Origin of the sequence: Legionella steigerwaltii (assembly GCF_001468065.1) — a bacterium.
GTDB lineage: Bacteria > Pseudomonadota > Gammaproteobacteria > Legionellales > Legionellaceae > Legionella > Legionella steigerwaltii.
In genome coordinates, this window is sequence record NZ_LNYZ01000030.1 from 38,880 (window position 1) to 59,512 (window position 20,633).

Genomic DNA, 20,633 nt, shown 5'->3' on the forward strand with positions numbered 1-20,633 from the left:
TTTCAATACGTATTCTGGGTGCTCAATAAAATGGATTATCCTTATAATATTGGCTCACAGTTGCAGATACACGGCAAACTTAATAAGGAATATGTATCTCGGGCATTTGATTTTGTTGTTCAGCAAAATAGTGTATTTTGGTTGAGTTTTAACAGAGAGGTACCTGTTCAAACATTGAAGAAACAGGGGCAATTCAAGTTAATCTATGAAGACGTTTCGTTAAGCAACGAACAAACCGTGCTTCATCAAGAATTCCAAGACAATATGATGAGTACGATACCCTTATCAGAACCCCCACTAATTCGAGTTTATCTTTATAAGCTAAATAGCGAATTGCACGAGTTGCATATCGTGATGCCCCATATCATAGTCGATGGGACTTCGTGTGGGATTATATTGAATCAATTCAAAAAATGCTATGAAGCCCTTTACCGTGGCAAAAAAATGATTCATGAGCCAGAAAAAGATTCATTTCTTAGCTATGTAAAAAAGACTAATCTTCTTTATGAAACCAATCTAAAAGATAAAGTTAATTTTTGGCACCACTATAATCAAGGTTTTAAGATGCTGTCACTAAGACATGAATATTATATGTCTGATACAGACGAGCAGGAGAAGTATTTATTTCATTATCCTCTTGATTCTCATCGGGTTGAACAGTTTATAGAATGGCATAGGACAAAAAATATTAATGTCAGCACAGGATTAATTGCTGCATGCCATATTGCGCTTTATAAGTTGAGCCAGCAAAAGAAAATACCGTTTGTTCTCATGCATAGTGGTAGGGAAGGAAGTCAATATAATTCCATAGTAGGCGTATTCGTAGAGTATAAAAGAATCAACCTTACCTTAAGTGAGAAGGATAACTTTATTGATTTTATTAGGTCTATTGAAGAACAACTACTTATAACAGCGCCCTATCAGAAATGTTCTCATATCATTAAGAATAGAGAGTTTAAAGGTGCTGGGCTAGCAATAAGTCATTATTTGCACTATATATGGAATAAATTCTTCCTTAGGAAGGATCTTGAAAAAAGCAAGTTACATTCAATCCTCATTGATTATTTAATAAAGTATTTCAGTTGGGCACAAACGGTTACTCACAATACTTCGATCAAATATAAACTGAACCAACTCTTTAAGTTAAATATGCCCCTGAAAAAGCCCGAAAGGTTAAGAGTACTTATTAATATTATTCCTTCTTTTTTCAGTAAAAAAACTCCTGATACACATTTTGCAAATCTTAGTTATCAGCATCCAAGTCATTATAGCAGTGAGAATCGTCCTATAAGTAACCGATCTTTATGGATTTTATTTTCAAAAGACCAAGAAGGACAGTACCAACTATCGATTAATGGACCTTTAACAGCATACTGTAAAGACGAGGTAGCGAATGCATTGAATAAAATAATGGCCCAGTTATTAGAAAATGATGAATGTACTCTTGACGATTTTCTAAGATGAGCTAAGTTAGCCATTAATTAATAGGGAATGTAGCTTGTAGCCTGGGTGAAGTATAGCGTAACCCGGGATCAGTTATACTGCATTCCCGGGTTACGCTATACTTCACCCAGGCTACGAAATACCAGGCGACGCAATATCCTTCATCTAGTTTTTTACCAGTCGACAAAACATATTCATCATTGCAATTTGCTCAACATTAGTCGGAATAGCCTCTAGCAACGTAGGTGAGTACACAACGATGGCCAAACACTGAGCTCTAGAAATCGCAACATTGATTCTATTTTTATCAAAAAGAAAATTAAGTCCTCGTGGTGATTCATCCACATTACTCGCACACATGCTCAAAAAAACAATTGGAGCTTCCTGTCCTTGAAACTTATCCACACTACCCACTTTAGCTTGCTCACCAAGTGCTGCTTTTAATTTACTTACTTGATGATTGTATGGAGCAACAAAAAGAATATCATCCCAACCAATCACTCTTTGTGAGCCATTTTTTTCCTTAAAAGTTCTCCCCAAAAGTTCCTTAGTTAATAACACGATCTGCTCCACTTCCTCATCACTGGCTTGTGTATTTCCCTCATGAAAAACAGGTATGGAAATAATGCCTGCCTCTTTATCCAGAACTCCCTTATATCCCTCCGGAATGCTGATTAATTGCTGTGCATTTTCAGGGGCGGTCTCCAGTTTGCCTTCATAAATTGCATCACTAATAAACTGATTCACTGCAGGATGCATTCTATAGGTAGTACCTAAAAAAACACCCATAGAGTCTGGGATAGTGGGAGTTGTATGCAATAAGTAATCCAATATGGATAAACCACTTTCTTCAGGATGGCTTCCTTGTGAAGGCTGACCTAACTGCATTTGGTCGCCCATTAAAATAATATTGCGTGTTGAACGACTCATCGCAATTAAGTTGGCCACACTGACTTGCCCTGCCTCATCAATAAATAAATAATCAAAAGCATCAACCAATTCTTCCCGAGCAAAACCCCAAACGGTAGTACCTACAACACACCCAGGCTGAATAAAATCAATGAGCTGTTTATTCTCCAATACGGTAATATCTAAAACTTCAATTTGTTCCTCTGTATTACGTGTACAAGCAAAATGTGCTTTTATTCCTTCCTTATGACAATAGGCAACCGTATTCATCAATAAGTTGTTAATTGCCTTATGGCTGTTTGACGAAATACCTATTTTTTTCCCTCTTTGCACAAGCTCTGCAATCAAATGTTTTCCAGTATAGGTTTTACCAGCACCCGGAGGTCCTTGAAGAGTAAGATAACTGTTATTTAAATTTAAAACTGCATGAATAATTTCTGCTAATCGTTCTTCAGGATGATGACTTGGTGCGATAGCCAATCCTGGTTGGTGATCTTTAATTCGCGGATACGATTTGCTTAGAAAATCCAGTATCGCCGTGTTTTTAAGTAATCCCTGCTCAAATGATGCAGCCTGCTTCGCAATCGCCTCAGGAATCGAATGAGGATCAACATACTCATTGGGAATCAAAGTAATCGGATCATCGGGTTCCTCTTTCATTTGTAACACAATAATCCCATGTTCCAGGTCACTATCGTCTTCATAATAATTGGCCGCAACCGCCTTCCCTTCTTCTGTTTCCTTACCTAAAATAAAATATTGTTTGGCATTTCCTTTAAATTCCTGTTCCGGATCAAAAAAATATTCATAGGCTAAATTGCGTGCTCTTGGCGAGGGTTTGTAAGATGGCTTAGCAGTTCGTCGACAATAGGCCAAGCAATCAATATCATCAAGTAGCTCTTCTCCAGTGAGACCTAATCGTTCGAACATACGCCAAAACACAGGTTTGGCTTCACGTCGATGGAACTCAATAGACCATGCAAAAACCAGATTGATTTTAGCTAATTGCAAATCTCCTTCGGCCTTCAAGTGTTCCGCTTGCATCAACAATCGATCACGTAATTGAATACGCTCACCCAATTCTTCCTTAACCTCAAGTTCAACAGGTTCTGTTTTACCTAAGTAACTGATACCTTGCTCTTTTTGCCGCGCTCTCAGCCAATCAACCAATTCCTGAGTGGAATTGCAATCGTCAATATTGTAGGCGCGAAGATCATTTAATATTTTTGATGTTTGCCAACTTTCTCCATCTGGCTTTTCTCGCCAATGTTCATAAACAACAACCGAATCGCCTCCAGATCCTACCTCAGTATCGCGCTTACCCCGATATAAATGCTCTATATTTTTAATGGAGTAGCGCGGTTCGCCAACAATCAGGGAGGTTTTAACAATCTTATATAAATCAACAAATACTTCATTACGTAAGAGCTGATCAACCTCATCCTCACAAACACCATATCGTCCCATTAATCGACGACATGCAGAAATTTCGTAATTTGCATAATGATAAATATGCATTTTCGGATCTTCTTTCCAGCGTTGATATGTCCATTGCACAAACGCCTGAAAGGCTGCTTTCTCCTGTTCGGGGTTATGTGCCCAAAAATCCTTATATTGACGCTGAGCTTTTTCATCAAAATAAGCAATCCCCCAAAGATATTCCAAACCACCTTCTTCAAGAGGAAACCCTTCAATGTCAAAAAAAATATCCCGTGGCGATGCAGGAGGTAGTAGCGCCAAGCCTTGTTTTTGTCCTGGAACATGTGGGAGTATTTGATATAAGGGAATTTTCTTGCCACTGCTTTCTTTCTGAATTTTCGCTTGTGCTTGCAAACGTACATAACGTTCAGGCTTTATCCCTTTTACCCAAGAGCACGTTGAATGAGCCAATTCGGTCATGGTATTGATGCCCACTTGCTGTAATTTTTTGACTTGCCCTGTGGTAATGGTTGCAACTTGGATTAAATGATCTGCTTTAGCTAATAATTCCTCGGCATAATTATTCCATCTCCCCCAATTTTTAGATGCAGCAGGATCAGGGCAAACAGTAGGATCAAAATGCTCATGTGTCCATAAAAATTGCTGTTTCAGATTCTGATAGAAATAAAAATAATCTGCAACGCGAAAGCGCCTCCTTTCCTGGTTCCCCAAAACGACAGTGATGTATTCCGCTCTGCTCCCCTGCATCGCTTCAAGCATTTCTACATAGCAACACAATTGCAATAAGAAACTAGGTTTTACAGATTTAGCAAGCTTGGTATCCCAAACCTCATAACAATAATCACCGAATCGACTTTTACCTGGTATTTTTATTAAAAAATCAGCATACCCTTGAAATGGAAACAATTGTAAACGTGCTTGATAAATAACATCCGCTCCATTTTTCATTGCAGTTAAAGTTGAATTATAAGAGTTAATCTGTTGATGCAAATTGACAACGGATAATCCTTGTTTTTCAAATAGGCTCAATAGATCCAATTCATGTTGATTTCCCAAATGTTGCAGTACATCAATTAAATCATCTTTTTCATCCGGCGTGGGTAATAAATCAGGATGCACCACCGCAAGATGTTCTATCCAAGAAACAAAAGGACTGCCCATAAATTGGGTAAGATCAGAGGGCGAAAAAACTAATCGGTTCGATTCGAGGTACATTTTGATAAAGATTCATATTGATAATCTTCAAAGTATACCAAAACATTCATTCAGAGAGCTATTTATCTAACTTATTGATTTTATAATCTTTTAAAATAGAAGTAACTTGCTTGAAAATAATATAAAATCTCGCCAATTAATAACCATGTAGCCTGGGTGCAGCGTAGCGAAACCCGGGGTAAGAGGTCTATTGTCCAACCCCCGGGTTTCGCTACGCTGCACCCAGGCTACAATAATAAACGCACCCAAAAATGAAGGACAAACACGAAAAAATTTCCGCACAAAATCAAAAACTAATTAACGGTACTGTTGGTTTTTTATCTACCTCTATTGCGCTTTATGCGTTGCTTCGCAAAGGCAATTACCGAGCTGCTTTTCTTTTATATAATAAAGGTGGAGGGGGCCTGAATATTTATAAGGAACAGGCAAATGGCAAACTCAAACGTTGTTTTGCCCTTGACTACCATCCCTTTTGGGATAACAAAACCAAAGAATCCTCCTGGCGATTGCATTATCATCGGGGTGAAAATGAAAGCCAAATGAAAAAACATAGACCCTATCAAGGTGGATGGTAATCTGATCCAGATTTTGTATATATTTTATCCATCGCTCGCAAAAATTCTATTCTTTATGGCCTATAATTGTAATTATTACACACAGAGTGCGCGCCATGTTTTTTAATTTGAGCATCATCCACTCTATCTTTAAATAGTGAACTAAATGAAGTCTGATGTAAAACGTGTTGTAGATGCTCTAAAAGCCATTATCGACGAGACGGAGGATTTCAACTGCTATTTGGATAAAATAGAATTTATAGAAGATGGAAACCGCCTGTTGATTTCTACTCAAATTATCCCTGAGAATGAGAGAGCAAGCAGAGATAATAAATATGCCTTACGCGATAATTTCTTTAAAAAATATTTAGGTGTTCCTGTTGAAAACTTAACAGGAGAATATGCCTTCTTAATTCCACTCGATGAATTAAGCAAACTGCAGATCATTACCGATAAGATTAATACCTTACAAAAACCCACGGTTCAAAATGACAATTCAAAACCAAGCGTTCAATTCAGCAGAACAAGTCAACATAACTTAAAAAAATTATTAGAAACTTTAAAACCCTCAAAAGAGATCCTATCAAGGCTAGGACCGCAAATGCATTTTATTCGTTTCAATAGCCCAGATGATGTGATACCAAAAGGGCGACACTATATAATAAAAAAGATTGATAAAAATATCGAGGATACTACAAATAAGGTATTAGCTGAATTAGCTGCCCAACATGGACTCGATAATACCTTGTTTATTAACTTTACTGGCCATGAAGCACCTGTTGCAAATGCATTGTATATGAATGGGATTGATTGCATCTGGCAGTTATCCATACTGTGCGATGAGACGTCTCAAACACGAATTATGGACCAATTACAAGACTCTTTACCACGCGATGAACTGTTATTACTCGCTTCTGCATCACACGATTCTTCATTAGGTTTAATACTTGAGCCCAACCATGGGTTCACTGCAATTGATGCCGAAAAATTACCATCATGGGATCAATTAAGAGCATTTGGCGTGAAACAGGCAATTCTATTGACCGAGAAAAACTATAATCAAGGAAAATGTGTTCATCCTCTTGATAAAAACTATTTCAAACTTGAAACGGCGTTTTATCGCTGGCTCCAATCAGCACCACAAGATTTTAATTTATTAGTTATTGGCGTAGGAAATTTTAAAGATACCCAAGAAGAACATTGTCAGTTTATTGAGGCCGTTTTCAAAAAGAAGGATACAACTTCTTTACCAACCTATACATTACCTAATCTTCATACCCTTTTTAAAAATGTACCGCTGTACGGCCCTTATTCTTCACCACTTGGTTTAAATGGAATGAAACAAAAAGATAAGGAAGAAGAGAATACGAATCAAAACACACCTGATCTCGATTAGATAATCATTACGTTCTTTGCTAAGAGACCGATAAGTCTGTGAAACCCAAGAGTTCCTGAGTAATCAATGCAAGTTTCGCTGGGCTCTAAGTTCCCATATTACTTAACAAAAACGGGTTTGGGTTTTTCAAAATTATAAATAACTCCAAAAGCAAATTGTGCTGAAACTGGATAAATTCGAGTATTTTTTGTAACACCACCAAAAGGTTCAAAAGTGTGGCTACTGAATTTCTCGTAATTGGTTTGACTGTAATCCGCCATAAAAGTCCATTGAGGTGTCAGATTATAGCGCACGCCAACGCCGTAACGAATACCATTGCGGTTTGCTACGGAACTACGTACTGTATTATCTGAGTTATGAAGTGCAACATGACCATTTGCATAACCAATTCTTCCGTAAATTACAGCATCTTCTGTGAGTAAGAACCCTGGTAATGCGCTCACGCCTTCACTATAGTGAATGGTAAAAGAGGTTTTCTTGAAATCATGATGAATATACTCTTTATTAACCAATCGATATTGAACGGAACTTGGGTTAAAATTGCCTTCAACAGCCAAATAAAGTCGATTGCGTATCCAGGAATAACCTCCCAAAAAAGTCCCGAAAATGCCGGCCCCTGAAAAGTTCTCTTCATCTATCACATCAAAATTACCGTGATTATCAAAAACATGAGATTTTTGAGTAAATTGAGCATATTCCGGCCCAATACCCGCACCAACATAAAATCCAGCAAAAGAAGGGGTAACTAATAGTAAAGAAACCGCCAATCCCCAATAAGTCTTCCTTAACATTTTATTTCCTAAAAAGTAGTTAATGACATACGCTTAAACAATAAAATCGCAAGTTATTATATCAACTATAATTTTTCTTGATAATGCAATCAAAAAAATTTCCCTCGTCGACTCTATGGATAATAAATTTGCACAGGATTCTTCTCTTTATTTACCACTGCAAAAGAAGTGAGTTGATGAGGATTAACAGTCGTTTTATTCATAATGTCCCAAACGACATAATCTCGAACCAGTTCTGCATCGGCAATAAGTGAGCGATGACATCGCCAGGGCACTGCTTCTGCACACATGATTACCACCTTGTGCCCTTTATCTATTATGCCATTTAATTCATCAAGCCCCTCAAGAAATTCTTCCGTTTGCATGTAATCGGCAAATCCTCGAAAACTTGCATTTCGCCATCCCATATTGATGGAATTTTTATCAACCTTTCGTAAACCACCTAACTTAGGTAAGTGTGTGTATGCAATTTTTTCTTTTTCAAGTGATTTTTTGAATTCTTCTTTATTAAACCAGGGAACGGTACGTGATTTAGGAATAGTCCGCACATCAATCAGATGAGTGATTTGATGTGCATGGACTATTTCAAGAAACTCTTGCAAAGTATGCGTTGAGTGTCCGATCGTAAAAAGCTCAGACATAGTAATATCCTATAGTTTCCTAAGCTTCATGAGCAGGCTGTTGTTCTATACTTTTAGCACCCACCCATCTTGGAAAAAAAGGACCCAGCTTTTTAATAAAATCATAAGCCATAAATAATGCACCTAGAGCAAATATCACATCTCCAGGCAATCGTAACCACTGCCATACTAGCGTTGTATTATAAAACTCAAGACTTCTTGAATGAGCAAATCCGTTTTCGTACACATCCATTAATTGTGCCCAACCCACAGGGAAGAAATTCAACACAATCCATAAAACTAAGCCTAAGTTATACAACCAAAATGCCCAGGTTCCCAAACGATCACTCCAAGGAAAACGATCACCTGCAGCATAACGTAAGCAAAAATAAATTAAACCTAGACCGAGCAAGCCAAACGCGCCAAATAATGCTGTATGTGCATGGTTTAAAGTAAGAAAAGTCCCATGCTCATAATAATTTACAAGGGGCGCATTGAGTGTCCCTCCACCAAATACTCCAGCCCCCACAAAGTTCCAAAAAGAAGCCCCCAAAATATAAAGAAAAGCCAAATTATAAGCAAATGCAGATTGGCGTTTAATTAATTGATAGTTTTCGATTGCATCAATAATAAGAAGAACTAAAGGCAATACTTCAATAAATGAAAACATGGATCCCAGTGGCACCCATATATCCGGCGTCCCTGTCCAATACCAGTGATGACCTGTACCGATGATACCGCCTAAAAAAACAAGAATTGTTTCAAAGTACATTGTTCGTTCTGCTAAAGAACGCGAAATTAACCCTGTTCCCATTAAAAGATAGGCTGTAGCACATGCAGCAAAAAACTCAAAAGACTGCTCCACCCAAAGATGAACTACCCACCAACGCCAAAAATCAGTAATCGTGAACGATTTTTCAATCCCAGTTAATGGGATCATCCCAAAGCAATACAATACTGCAATATTTAGAGTACTGGCCCAAAAAAGATGCTCTAATCGAATACGTCCAGTCCAAAACTCAACCGTAGCAATTTTTAAGCCATTCCAGGTCGGCCACATTCCACGAAAAACAATAAAACTCCAAAGGAAAAGTCCTACACAAAATCCAATTTGCCATAATCGGCCGAGCTGCAGATAAGATAAACCCTGATTGCCAATCCAAAACCAGGATTCATTCACATAGCCCATGATCCCCAAATAATTACCAACGATTGCAGCCCCTACAATAAACAGAGTGACCCAAAATAAGAGATCAACAAAAAAACCTTGTCTCTTCGCTTCTTTTTTACTGATAAGAGGGGCCATAAACACAGCAGAGCTTACCCAGGAAAGAGCAATCCAAACAATTGGCGTTTGAATGTGCACATCGCGCAAGAAGTTAAAGGGCAAATACTCGTTAATATTAATTCCATAAAAACCCGTACGCTCAGTATAGTAATGCGCCATAATTGCACCTACAGCAATCTGGAGCAGTAAAACGAGTGCCACGACAACAAAATATTGGCCGACCTTACGTTGACTGGGGGTCAGTGTCTCAAACCCCAAAAAGACAGGTGTTTTAAATGTATCATCAGGAGCACTCAAATATCGATGATAAATATAAAGCACGGCACCAAAACCCAAGAATACAAAACAAAATGATACCCAAGTCCAGTAAAAAGTGTGTGCTGTTGGATGATTACCCATGGTAGGTTCATAGGGCCAATTGTTCGTATAGGAACTATTTTGACCTGGTCGATGTGCAATCGTAGTTAGAGAAGAATAAATAAGAAAGTCCGCAGTTTGTAAAGCGCTTTGTTCATCCAAACTAAACGCTTTAGTCCAACCTCTTTCTGCATCATGATTCAGTAAAGTTTGTGAAATTTGATTGCGTAGTTGTGCAATTGCATCAGCGACTGGTTGTGTCAAAATACTGGTTTGTTGACTCAAATCGGTGTGCTGCAGATCCTGTTGCATTGTTTGACGTATGACATACTGCTGTCCGGCATCCAGATTCATAAAGGGCTTATTAAAATGTTGTTGTGCCATTTTATCTTCTATAATTCTGCCAAGGCTTACTAAATATTTTGCGGTGTAATCTTCGCCAAAATAAGAGCCCATTCCATAAAGACTTCCATAATCCATAAGGTCGGCACGTTGAAAACCGGCTTTGCCCGCAACGATATCCTCCGCGGTCATTACGATCTGTCCAGAAGGCGATTGAAATTGCTGCGGTAAAGGAGGTGCAAGCTGATAGGTTTTGTAGGTACCCCAAATTATTACTGCAAAACAGACAATTGCTGTGATTAAAAGAATCCATTTTAATACGTTAGCCACTTTATCGGAGCTCATGGGCTCTGTAGCAATATTCTGGGGTATACTATCCATTTAGCACGTTCCTTGTGTTAACAATTTTTGATTTAAACATAAACTAAGCAGTTAATTTTATAGAAAAATTACTGAAAAAAACAGAATCCTCGCTGCTATTAAGTTAAGAAAATTTTCCCTTCTCCCTACAGGGAGAAGGTGCCTGTAGGGCGGATGAGAGTATTCATTGCGGATAATAAACCCTCCCCCTCCACAACAAGTGAGAGAGGGGAATTCTTAATTGAAAAAATTTGAGGGACTTTGCTACGTTCGCTTTTCATGCAAACGCTTTAAAAGCAAATGGAAATAAACCAAACCCGCGTAGGGATGCCATTTTGCGGTTATCTCGGCTATTTTTTTATAATCCGGTTTCTTATCAAGATGCAGAAAGTGATATAAATTGTTTTGTGCGCCAAGATCATCGCCAGGAAAAGTATCAACTCGCCCTAAACCTCGCAATAAAGCGTATTCTGCAGTCCAGCGCCCTATCCCTTTAAAATCACACAAAAAATTAATGATCGCGTCATTTGATTGGTTTTCCAGGGAGCTAAAACTTGATTCTTCTTGCATTATTGCCTTTGCTAATCGGATTAGAGTCTCACTTTTATGAGTGCTGTAGCCAATTTTTTTTAATTCAGGAACGGAGCAATTCGCAACTTCATTAGGTCTTGGAAACGCATAAAGTAGTTGCTCTTTGTCTTTAACCCTCAAGCTCAGAAACTCAGCCAATCGATTTTGAATTTGCAAACCAGCTTCCAAAGATATTTGTTGGCAAGAAATCGCATTAACAAGCGCTTCAAAGATGGAAGGAAATCGAGGTGGTTTAAGTCCTTTAAATTGAAGAACCAAAGGATTTAATTGAGGGTCTTGCTGTGCAACATGATAAAAATCATGCAGATCACGTTTTAACCCAAGTATTTTCTCTAGTTCATGGGCAATTTGATTTTGAGCTACCTCTAAATGCTCACTGTTCATCAATAATACCAGTTCGGGTTCATTGAAGTTTTTATTTTGTTCAACCACCACCTTAACGGGTACATTCTCTATGACCAATAATCGCGTATAACGTTGACCATCCCAAAGGTCTACATTATTTTTGCTTCTCCTCCGCAAAGCAAAAACAGTATAATCCAACCGAAACGGAGCTATAGGATGTAAGGTAAAAGAGCTGTCCATATCAAATTAACCTACACTTTGTTGAGGCAAACCTATTAGGGATAATTATAGCCCCCATGCAAATAAAGCTATAATTGCAACTTAGAGTCCAGCCTATACGTGTCTCTCTCGAGAAATAATCTATCCCTTAACACAAACAATGGGTGCAAGTCGGGCAACTTTTTTGGTTAAACCGGACTCTTGTGCTGCATCAACAACGGAATCAACATTCTTATAGGCTTCTGGAGCTTCTTCTGCTACGCCACGATAAGAACTGCTGCGAATTAAAATACCCTGTTTTGCCAATTGCTCAATAATCTCACTCCCCCGCCATTTTTTGGTTGCTTGATGTCGGCTCATCGCACGTCCCGCACCATGGCAAGCAGAACCAAATGATTTATGTTCCGAACTTTCTATGCCAACTAAAACATAAGATGCGGTTCCCATGCTGCCACCAATAATTACAGGTTGTCCTATCTGACGAAATGCGTTTGGCAATTGAGGATGACCTGGGCCAAAAGCTCGTGTTGCTCCTTTGCGATGAACAAATAAACGCTTTGATTTACCATCAATCTGATGTGTTTCTTCCTTGCAGGTATTATGGGATACATCATAGATGAGTTTGATTCGGGTTCCTGGCATTTTATCCTGGAATATTTCACGCATAAAATGGGTAATAATTTCACGATTAGCCAGCGCACAATTAATTCCTGAGCGCATGGCACCTAAATAACTTTCCCCCATGGTTGAACGAATAGGTGCACACGCTAATTCACGATCAACGAGTTGGATACCGTGCTGTTGTGCATGAATTAACATGGAACGTAGAAAATCAGTTCCTATTTGGTGACCTAAGCCTCTTGAGCCACAATGGATACTTACAACCACATCCCCATGTGATAAACCGAATGCTGCAGCAGTTTGTTCACAATATATTTTGCGTACTTCCTGAATTTCCAAATAGTGATTACCAGAACCCAAGGTACCCATTTCATTTTTTTGACGTTTCTTTGCTTGTTCTGAAACATGCTCAGGTAAGGCACCCTCTACGCAGCCACTATCTTCAATTCGCTCTAAATCTTCTCGTTCACCATATCCTTGCTTCACAGCCCAAACAGCGCCACCACGCAACATATCATCCATTTGCTTCATGCTTAGGTTAATACGACTTTTACTGCCTACACCAGCCGGAATATGAGCAAATAAAGCATCTGCAAGTTGTTCTTTATAAGGTTCAAATTCTTCACGCTTAAGTCCAGTAGATAAGAGCCTTACACCGCAAGAAATGTCAAAACCAACACCTCCTGCTGAGACAACGCCTTCATTATCGGGATCAAATGCCGCAACACCCCCTATAGGAAACCCATATCCCCAGTGCGCATCAGGCATCGCATAGGAGCCACGAACAATTCCAGGCAAAGTAGCTACATTCGTGACCTGTTCATAGACTTTCATATCCATATTGAGAATCAACTCTTCTGAAGCAAAAATAATCCCCGGTACACGCATCTTCCCATGTTGGGGAATTCGCCATTCGAAGTCACTAATTTTCTCTAATCGGTTTAAGTCCATTGATTTTCTACCTTAGCTGTCTTACACATCAACAACACATTGTGCCACCCAGATGTTATTGCTTGGGTACACTTTTAATTCGGTGAATGTAGCACCTTTTACCTCTACTGCAGGTTGATGTCGATTAATATCTACAGGTTCCCCTGCAATTATAGCAGTTAACTTCAGTCCCTTAATGGTGACATCAAACTCACGAAACAGCATGTTATGGATTGCCATGTTATAAATAATGGCATTTAACCAATCGACAAATAAAATCTCCTGATTCGGTGCCTCACAAGTTATATGTACTTTTTTGTGGGGATGGACTGATTGCGAACAAGTAATGACATTGGTCAAGGCAAGAGCTCCCATGGCAAAAGCTTCCGACATAGTGGCTCCATAACCTCTGACCCCTATATCCGATTCATGAGAAAAATGTTCCCATCTTTTTGTTGCACTCATGGAAAATAACCTATATTCGCTAGGGTCTTGACAATTCTACTATTCTGGCCAAAATGGTGTGATTTTATGTGCTCCGATACTCACATACTTCGCGTATGCTGCGTTTCGGTGCTCTAAAACACCCCATTTTGGCTCAGTCTAGCGAATTGTAAACAGACCCTAAAAATTACTTTATCTCACTTAAACCAATCTTTGTAAAACTATCTACTTACCGCTTCGCATAGACAGCAATTGAAAAAATCACCATTCCCATGCCTATTGCTTGTCCGGGAGTCAGCCGTTCTCCCAACAATACCCAAGCAATGAGTACCGTAGCTAATGGCATCACTGCGGTTGATAATGAAGCCATTACCCCATCCACTTTCTGGCAACCAAAATTCCAAAACACATAAAAAAGACCTGAACTTAAGCCTAAAATAATCAAAATAAGCCAATCTAAAAATTGGATGGTTATCCCCCCCCAGGAACTAAAGCCCAAACAAATCAATAACAAAATGGCATTAATTGCATTGAGTAAAGACGAAATTAAAAATACTGGTAGTGAATTCGCATGCATTTTACTTAAAATATAGTAAGTCGCTTCAGGCAAAAGAGAGATTAAAACAAGCGCATCCCCCCAAAAAGAATGGCTCACGTGCATCCCTACTAGCTTATCGCATGCAATAACGATTAATCCAAGTGTGGCAAAACCCACACAAATGGCTTTCTTACCTGAAATCTTTTCACCAAGGATGATCCAAGACATAATCGCAATGATCGCAGGTAAAGCACTGGTAATAATGCCTGCTACATTTGCATCTGTATAATTTAATCCCCATAAAATCAAGAAGTTAAACAACACCCCAGCAGAAACCGCCTGCGCACCAATAAAAAACCAATCACGTTGTTTTAATTGAGAAAAATAATAACTCACTGGCTTGTTTCGCGCAGGGGTGAGCCAGTGCAAAGGTAATAAAATAATGGCTGCCAAAGTAAATCGAAGAGCCAATATAAACAGCAACGGAATAGAGGAAAGCACATACTTGGAAAAAACAATGTTCACGCCTACCATAGTTTGAGCCAAGATAAGAAAGAACATACCTTGTAAATACGCATTAGATTTTTTCATATAAATACTTCTCTGAATCACACGAAAACAATCTGTAGTTTATCAATATTGAAATCAGTATGAGTTATCCATTTCACGCATTTTCTTTGCTGATAATGCTTTTGTTCTCCATTGAGAAGGTGACTCACCAAATACCATACTGAATCGTCGGCTAAATGCTGGCAAATTTTCATAACCTACCGCAAAAGCAATGGCTTCAATAGAAAGATGTTTTGAAGCAAGCAATTGTTTGGCCTGATTTAATTTTTTAAACCGCCAATACTCTGCAATACTACATCCTAGAGATTGTTTGAACCGGCGCTGTAGTTGACTGACACTCAAATGACAATGCTGGGCGACTTTGTTCACATTGACATGCTCTGCGAAATAAAAATCAATCCAATTTTTTGCTTTAATCACCATTCGGTCCAACTCGGGTGAAAAAGATTTTGTGGCAAAATGTATAAGCAATTGATTAATTAAAGAATCAGTAAAAAAATCTCCTTCATGCGACGCTAAATAATGATGCGTAAATTGCATCAATTTTTTAATGCTCGTTGTTAAATTAAAAACATGAGACCCGTGTTCTTCACTGAGCCCATTTTGGCTTGCTACATCAACCACTAAAAAAAGATTTTCCTGGCTTCCGGCAAAACAATGTCGTTCATTGGGTGCAATAAAGACTCCAACATGATGATTAACAACTCCAGAATAATGACCTACTTCCAATTCCATAGAGCCGGCAAGAGGTAAAACCAATTGTGCAAACTCATGAGAATGACTGCAACTTTCAGTATGGTAAGAACGAAGATCAACCCGATGAGTAATCAATTGAACAACTCACTAAAAAACATATTTCAAAATAGAACCAATTATACCATACAGACTGTAGTATATTGTGATAAAAGTATGCAAATCAGTATTTCAAAAATCTTTACAACTGATTAAAAGCGCCACATAATGAGCAATTATTTGCGTTTCGAGTTATTTAATCGAACACTAATTATTCCCCTTAATCCTGCTTTTGGAGTCAATTGTGCTAAGTAAAAGTGATTTAACAAGCCAAGCTTTATCCTCTTTAGATGCCCTCTTTGAAGAAGACGCCAGGGTAGCTGATTTGCCCCAAGTCCAATCGACAGCCGCTTCTGCCATGAAAATACTCATGTTAGGTAATCAGCAAAGTTATATCAATGAAATCAAAAAATTAGCAGCTTTATGTGCTCAATTGCTGAAGAAGGATTCTACCGTTGATTCGGTGGTACACGCGATAAAATCCGGAACGACTGCTTCATATCAACAAGCATTGGATAAATTAACTAGTGAAATTGGATTAGGACAATTTCAATTGGATCATTCCAATCCTCAAACCCTTGCTGGACAGAATTTGGAAAAGCGCGTTAAGACCATGAGACGCTATAAGGCAACTCCTCTAGCAGAAATTATGGAAGCCGTTATTACAGACACCTTAGTTCAAGCATGTGCGCGATTTGGCGCGGATATTGGTGATTTCGACTTTATAAATTGTAAACCTGGACTTGCTACACCATAAGCCCCTTTTTTAACGCAATCCTGACTCTGCCCTGCATCTGAATTTTTGTGACCATTGTAGCCTGGGTGCAGCGCAGCGAAACCCGGTTATAGGATCTGATTTTTTATCCGAATCCTGGGTTACAGCCTTGCCTTCACCCAGGCTACAATTTGTGGTATCTCTTCCCTTCAAGCGCTCTAATTATTCTCTCTATAGTTTAATGGTTAATACATCCGTAGGATGAGAGAACAACTGATTTTCCGCTATAATTTCCGCTCCAGCGTTTTTATAAAATCGATTTAATGAGGGTTTTAATGTATCCAGCATGATGAATTCCGCTTTTTGTGATTTTGCTATTTCCTTTGCTTCTTCGATAATTTGCTTGCCAAAGTTTAATCCACGATATGGTTTATCTACATAAACATACATTAATTCGCTCACAGAAGGTGCTTTAAACTTCTTTTCCTTAAATTCAGCGGCCATTTCTTTTGGAAACAAAGCAAATAAAGCAACAGGTTGGCCGTTTAATGTCCCCACATATACTTGCTCTTTCAAAGAGCCCAGAAGTTCCTGACGGTAAGCAACTCCTTTATTACGAATATACCCCCACTCTCCTTCTGCCCAAGCTGCAGCCAACGGTAAATGCTCCATACATTTTGATAATGGGGTAAAAACCAACTTATGTTTAAATAATGCCGTGCTAAAAAGTAACATGTTACATCCTCATTGCGAACAAGCTCATGCTTGTTATTAAATCGAACAAAAATGGTTTAATATAGTACTCATTTCTTTTAAAATTTGAAGTGTTTTTTATAAAACAATGCTGATAATTCTTGAGTTAAATCGCCTTTATATTAAGGCTTATAATCTTATAAAATAAGGTCTAATCAAAACGGAGGCTATTTCGTAATGTCCCTATGGAAAAAATTTAAAGAGTTTTATAATGCCTCAGCCGAAAATAGAATAGGATTTTATAACTTTTTAGCCTTTCTCGTTATTCCTATTCTTGGCATGACGATTTTGTATATTTTAGTTCGTATTTTTTGGATAAAGTAACCCCATAGTTGAGCCTACGGGGTTATTTTAGGGCTATTTGGCTTGTTCCACTTTTATATCTCGAGTTCCGGTTCTAGATTCCGTTTTTTTAGGTAAATCAACCCAAAGCATCCCTTTCTTAAACGTCGCTTTCGCTTTAGTTAAATCAACGGTAGAAGGCAAAGAGATAGATCGCTCATATTTCCCAAAGCTGATTTCTCGGGCAATATATTTCTTACCTTCATTTTTTGTCGAACAGGATTTCTCGCCACTTACAGTGAGTATATTGTCCAAAATAGAGACCTTAATGTCTTTTTCGTCCATGCCAGGCATTTCTAGCTGAACACAAAAATGCTCTTTATCTTCAACAATGTCCATTGAAGGAGCAAGATCCAGTTTTTCAAATTGTCCCCAATTAAATTTGGTTGGGGAAAAAAAGTCATTAAAGTCACTAAATAATCTATCCACTTCGTTTTGCAGACTTAAAAAAGGGTTTTGTGAACGATTAATTTGAATGGACCTCCCTTTACTGGACGCTCCTTTGCTGGGAGTTCCTTTCTTAAATTGCGTTACTTTACTCATGATGCACCTCCATATAATCTATGGTACCTAATAAAAATTTTGGTACATAAAATAGCTTTGTCAAATGAGCTCGTCAGAGAGCAATATGAAGTAAACATTTCAAGAGATAGGGATATAAAATGGTTCAGTGACCCCCATTAAATACCTTGTTTTTCCGGATTTCTGTAATTCATCCAAAGCAAGAGGAAGGCAATGACAGGCATGAAGATATCCGTCCAAAATACGCTTCCTGCGTTACCAGGTTCAAAATTATGAGCAACGATCATTTGATAAAGATGCACGCCCGCCGCCCCCCATAAGAACAGGGCAGGAACTATAATCGTTGCAGCACGAAAAGCAATTGAACCTTTAAAGCTAATTATTCCGTTCACAGCAATTCCCAAACTGGCAAAGCCGACTTCCATTTGAAATGGGCTTTGTGGCCAGCCAATAAACTGAGCAGTAAAATCGCCGAAGAAAACATGCATTACAAAGTTAAACAAATAGGCCAATCCGACATTAAACAACAAATACCAAGAAAAAATGATTTCAATAACCTTGGCCTTTTTCATTTGTCTTGAGTAAATTAAACATTCTAGAAGGGCGCATATCAAACCAAGTATAAAAAAGGTCAATGTGAAATTGCTCATTGCCAAAGCAATCAAATTAGCCATAACACCGTCCATTGGTAATGGTATTGTATTTTAAACATAAACTACCCGAAAAGCGTATCAAACACAATTCATAAAAAATCGCATACTGTTCAATACAGTTGAATACTTTATTTTCAATCAAATTCTGCTTTCAGGATGAAAAAATTTAATTAACATATTGTAAATAAAAAAGAAATTTATTATAAGGCACTTAATTTTACCTTCAATAGGAACAGCCTGAACTGATAACTAAGGTTAACCAGAATAAACTATAAAGTGTACATCAATTAATATGAAGCAACCTTTCTTTTATATAAAGAAAATAATAAAAGGCGGACTAAGTTTTTCCCAGCACAATGGAAAAATAAATTTCTATATTGGAAACACAAATCCAACCCGGAAAATCTGGGGTTTACTACTTAGTGCATATGGGAAATAGTTACATGAAAAAAGAAATAAATGAAAGTTCTCACACATGTAATATTTCAAAACTAGTCCATGAAATAAATCAACCATTAACAGCAATTAAAGCCTATCTAGGTGGTTGTGAACTTAGATTGCAAAAAAATGATTTAAGCTCAGTGCAAATGATGAATGTTTTACAAACAATTAATAAACACATTGAGTTATTGCAAAAGAAAATTTATTCCCTGCATGACCTCATAGCCCAAGAAAATTTTATAGCGCCACAAAGTATTGACGTTCTGATTACAGAAATTACTTCGTTATATTCCTATGAAATTGAATACCATAACATTGGGTTAAGCATGGACTTTCATGCAAATATTCCTGACCTCCCGATAAATAAACTTCCCCTCAAACAGGTTTTATTTCGCTTATTGAAGCACTGCATCGCAACTGTAGAAGAAAACAAGATACAAAATGCCCAGTTGGAAATCCAAACCATCATTCATGAGGACGCTATTAACATTATGATAAAAAGTAATTTGCCAATGAAGGAAGACAATTTGGAAAGGGAGTTAGCTTATTGTCGTACCTTGCTCAATGTAAATAATGGAACCTTATCGGCTGATTTATTAGCTAATGGTATTTGTTTTCAAATAATAATCACTAAAGGTAATGGATATGCCATATAACAATACAAACGTTTTTATCGTCGATGATGATCCTGAAATTTGCAAATCATTTCGCTGGTTATTTGAATCGATAAATCTTCACGTTCAAACTTATACAAATGCTAAAGATTTTCTCGATAATTATAATAATCAAAGTGGATGCTTGATCATCGATGTGCGCATGCCAGTAATGAGCGGTTTAGAATTATTAGAGCAATTGAATGCATCAAAAAATCAATTGTCAGTAATCATCATTACAGGTTATGGTGATATTTCTATGGCCATACGCGCTATGAAAGCAGGAGCCGAAGATTTCATTCTTAAACCAGTCAATCATCAAATTTTATTAGAAATCACGCAAAGATGCCTCAAAAAAATTAAACGGAATACAACGCAATCACAAACAGACCTTCAAGAACGAATGAACGGATTAACCAGGCGTGAAAAACAGGTCATGGATTTGGTTGTTGAAGGCAAACTTAATAAACAGATTGCTCATGAACTTAATATATCTATATCCACAGTTGAAGTTCATCGTGCTAATGTCATGAGAAAAATGGAAGTCAAATCCTTAGCTGAGCTGATAAAAATTAATCTAATTTATGACGGAATTATTGATTCCCCAGCTTTCTCCGATGAGAAGCTTTAGTTTGGGCTTTGGAATATGCAGGATTTTCAACTGCGGCCGTTCATGATGGCCAAGAAGCTTTAAACATACCTGAAAAAGATCCCATCCCAATAGCTATTAAAAGATGAGTTAATATTGATTACTTTGAAAGATATTACTCATGTACGTCAACTCCTGAG

The 20,633-nt window shown here is 37.9% G+C and carries 18 protein-coding genes; 6 read left to right on the forward strand and 12 right to left on the reverse strand.

Going from position 1 to position 20,633, the window contains the following annotated elements; genetic code table 11:
• On the forward strand, window positions 1-1,464 hold a 1,464-nt coding region (locus tag Lstg_RS14395; RefSeq protein WP_238585446.1), incomplete at its 5' end, for a condensation domain-containing protein.
• Window positions 1,465-1,608: 144 nt separating this feature from the next.
• On the opposite strand, the gene Lstg_RS14400 is transcribed toward Lstg_RS14395, so the two are convergent.
• Window positions 1,609-5,007 (reverse strand): TM0106 family RecB-like putative nuclease, encoded by a 3,399-nt coding sequence (locus tag Lstg_RS14400; protein WP_058478370.1) that lies wholly within the window; start codon window positions 5,005-5,007, stop codon window positions 1,609-1,611.
• 251 nt (window positions 5,008-5,258) lie between these two features.
• Between Lstg_RS14400 and Lstg_RS14405 the strand changes: the two genes are divergently transcribed.
• Together Lstg_RS14405 and Lstg_RS14410 are read left to right on the forward strand one after the other, a co-directional pair.
• A complete protein-coding gene (locus Lstg_RS14405; protein WP_058478371.1) occupies window positions 5,259-5,582 on the forward strand; it encodes a hypothetical protein in 324 nt (107 codons plus the stop codon).
• A 145-nt stretch (window positions 5,583-5,727) separates the two neighbouring features.
• On the forward strand, window positions 5,728-6,957 hold the full coding sequence (locus tag Lstg_RS14410) for a hypothetical protein (protein WP_058478372.1): 1,230 nt from the start codon (window positions 5,728-5,730) through the stop codon (window positions 6,955-6,957).
• A 98-nt stretch (window positions 6,958-7,055) separates the two neighbouring features.
• Here Lstg_RS14410 and Lstg_RS14415 read toward each other — a convergent pair whose 3' ends face one another.
• The 8 genes from Lstg_RS14415 to Lstg_RS14450 form a co-directional block, all read right to left on the reverse strand.
• Entirely contained in the window at window positions 7,056-7,748 is a 693-nt protein-coding gene (locus Lstg_RS14415; protein ID WP_058478373.1) for an outer membrane protein, read from the reverse strand.
• Between the two features lie 113 nt (window positions 7,749-7,861).
• A complete protein-coding gene (locus tag Lstg_RS14420; RefSeq protein ID WP_058478374.1) occupies window positions 7,862-8,389 on the reverse strand; it encodes a DUF488 domain-containing protein in 528 nt (175 codons plus the stop codon).
• A 19-nt stretch (window positions 8,390-8,408) separates the two neighbouring features.
• On the reverse strand, window positions 8,409-10,736 hold the full coding sequence (locus Lstg_RS14425; protein WP_058478375.1) for a nitric-oxide reductase large subunit: 2,328 nt from the start codon (window positions 10,734-10,736) through the stop codon (window positions 8,409-8,411).
• A 243-nt stretch (window positions 10,737-10,979) separates the two neighbouring features.
• Entirely contained in the window at window positions 10,980-11,891 is a 912-nt protein-coding gene (locus Lstg_RS14430) for a DNA-3-methyladenine glycosylase family protein (RefSeq protein ID WP_058478376.1), read from the reverse strand.
• A gap of 120 nt (window positions 11,892-12,011) precedes the next feature.
• Window positions 12,012-13,442, reverse strand: a complete 1,431-nt coding sequence (locus Lstg_RS14435) for an RtcB family protein (protein ID WP_058478377.1) — start codon at window positions 13,440-13,442, stop codon at window positions 12,012-12,014.
• A 21-nt stretch (window positions 13,443-13,463) separates the two neighbouring features.
• Window positions 13,464-13,886, reverse strand: a complete 423-nt coding sequence (locus tag Lstg_RS14440; protein ID WP_058478378.1) for an archease — start codon at window positions 13,884-13,886, stop codon at window positions 13,464-13,466.
• Between the two features lie 208 nt (window positions 13,887-14,094).
• On the reverse strand, window positions 14,095-14,994 hold the full coding sequence (locus Lstg_RS14445; RefSeq protein WP_058478379.1) for a DMT family transporter: 900 nt from the start codon (window positions 14,992-14,994) through the stop codon (window positions 14,095-14,097).
• A 54-nt stretch (window positions 14,995-15,048) separates the two neighbouring features.
• Complete coding sequence (locus Lstg_RS14450) at window positions 15,049-15,804, reverse strand: AraC family transcriptional regulator (RefSeq protein ID WP_058478380.1); 756 nt, start codon at window positions 15,802-15,804, stop codon at window positions 15,049-15,051.
• A 205-nt stretch (window positions 15,805-16,009) separates the two neighbouring features.
• On the opposite strand from Lstg_RS14450, the gene Lstg_RS14455 reads away from it, so the two are divergent.
• Window positions 16,010-16,522, forward strand: a complete 513-nt coding sequence (locus Lstg_RS14455; RefSeq protein ID WP_058478381.1) for a hypothetical protein — start codon at window positions 16,010-16,012, stop codon at window positions 16,520-16,522.
• 189 nt (window positions 16,523-16,711) lie between these two features.
• Here the strand turns inward: Lstg_RS14455 and Lstg_RS14460 are convergent, their stop codons facing one another.
• The 3 genes from Lstg_RS14460 to Lstg_RS14470 all read right to left on the reverse strand — a co-directional run bounded on the left by Lstg_RS14460 (window position 16,712) and on the right by Lstg_RS14470 (window position 18,771).
• Complete coding sequence (locus Lstg_RS14460; protein ID WP_058478382.1) at window positions 16,712-17,215, reverse strand: GNAT family N-acetyltransferase; 504 nt, start codon at window positions 17,213-17,215, stop codon at window positions 16,712-16,714.
• Window positions 17,216-17,590: 375 nt separating this feature from the next.
• The gene (locus Lstg_RS14465; protein ID WP_058478383.1) at window positions 17,591-18,118 is read right to left on the reverse strand and encodes an Hsp20/alpha crystallin family protein; all 528 of its coding nucleotides are present in this window, start codon (window positions 18,116-18,118) and stop codon (window positions 17,591-17,593) included.
• 137 nt (window positions 18,119-18,255) lie between these two features.
• Window positions 18,256-18,771 carry a DUF6790 family protein gene (locus Lstg_RS14470; RefSeq protein ID WP_058478384.1) on the reverse strand — a complete coding sequence of 172 codons (516 nt, stop codon included), beginning with the start codon at window positions 18,769-18,771 and terminating at the stop codon, window positions 18,256-18,258.
• Window positions 18,772-19,193: 422 nt separating this feature from the next.
• Between Lstg_RS14470 and Lstg_RS14475 the strand changes: the two genes are divergently transcribed.
• Together Lstg_RS14475 and Lstg_RS14480 are read left to right on the forward strand one after the other, a co-directional pair.
• Window positions 19,194-19,847, forward strand: a complete 654-nt coding sequence (locus Lstg_RS14475) for a sensor histidine kinase (protein ID WP_058478385.1) — start codon at window positions 19,194-19,196, stop codon at window positions 19,845-19,847.
• Window positions 19,837-20,475, forward strand: coding sequence for a response regulator transcription factor (locus tag Lstg_RS14480; protein WP_058478386.1), 639 nt, complete (start codon window positions 19,837-19,839; stop codon window positions 20,473-20,475). Before Lstg_RS14475 ends, Lstg_RS14480 begins: the two co-directional genes overlap by 11 nt.
• Window positions 20,476-20,633 lie beyond the last annotated feature (158 nt).

What these genes read in the sequence shown, in the direction of transcription:
- Lstg_RS14445 (WP_058478379.1), bottom strand. Translation starts at nt 14,994, where the DNA reads ATGAAAAAATCTAATGCGTATTTACAAGGTATGTTCTTTCTTATCTTG.
- Lstg_RS14420 (WP_058478374.1), bottom strand. Translation starts at nt 8,389, where the DNA reads ATGTCTGAGCTTTTTACGATCGGACACTCAACGCATACTTTGCAAGAG.
- Lstg_RS14415 (WP_058478373.1), bottom strand. Translation starts at nt 7,748, where the DNA reads ATGTTAAGGAAGACTTATTGGGGATTGGCGGTTTCTTTACTATTAGTT.
- Lstg_RS14425 (WP_058478375.1), bottom strand. Translation starts at nt 10,736, where the DNA reads ATGGATAGTATACCCCAGAATATTGCTACAGAGCCCATGAGCTCCGAT.
- Lstg_RS14475 (WP_058478385.1), top strand. Translation starts at nt 19,194, where the DNA reads ATGAAAAAAGAAATAAATGAAAGTTCTCACACATGTAATATTTCAAAA.
- Lstg_RS14405 (WP_058478371.1), top strand. Translation starts at nt 5,259, where the DNA reads ATGAAGGACAAACACGAAAAAATTTCCGCACAAAATCAAAAACTAATT.
- Lstg_RS14430 (WP_058478376.1), bottom strand. Translation starts at nt 11,891, where the DNA reads ATGGACAGCTCTTTTACCTTACATCCTATAGCTCCGTTTCGGTTGGAT.
- Lstg_RS14410 (WP_058478372.1), top strand. Translation starts at nt 5,728, where the DNA reads ATGAAGTCTGATGTAAAACGTGTTGTAGATGCTCTAAAAGCCATTATC.
- Lstg_RS14440 (WP_058478378.1), bottom strand. Translation starts at nt 13,886, where the DNA reads ATGAGTGCAACAAAAAGATGGGAACATTTTTCTCATGAATCGGATATA.
- Lstg_RS14400 (WP_058478370.1), bottom strand. Translation starts at nt 5,007, where the DNA reads ATGTACCTCGAATCGAACCGATTAGTTTTTTCGCCCTCTGATCTTACC.
- Lstg_RS14435 (WP_058478377.1), bottom strand. Translation starts at nt 13,442, where the DNA reads ATGGACTTAAACCGATTAGAGAAAATTAGTGACTTCGAATGGCGAATT.
- Lstg_RS14465 (WP_058478383.1), bottom strand. Translation starts at nt 18,118, where the DNA reads ATGAGTAAAGTAACGCAATTTAAGAAAGGAACTCCCAGCAAAGGAGCG.
- Lstg_RS14460 (WP_058478382.1), bottom strand. Translation starts at nt 17,215, where the DNA reads ATGTTACTTTTTAGCACGGCATTATTTAAACATAAGTTGGTTTTTACC.
- Lstg_RS14480 (WP_058478386.1), top strand. Translation starts at nt 19,837, where the DNA reads ATGCCATATAACAATACAAACGTTTTTATCGTCGATGATGATCCTGAA.
- Lstg_RS14470 (WP_058478384.1), bottom strand. Translation starts at nt 18,771, where the DNA reads ATGGCTAATTTGATTGCTTTGGCAATGAGCAATTTCACATTGACCTTT.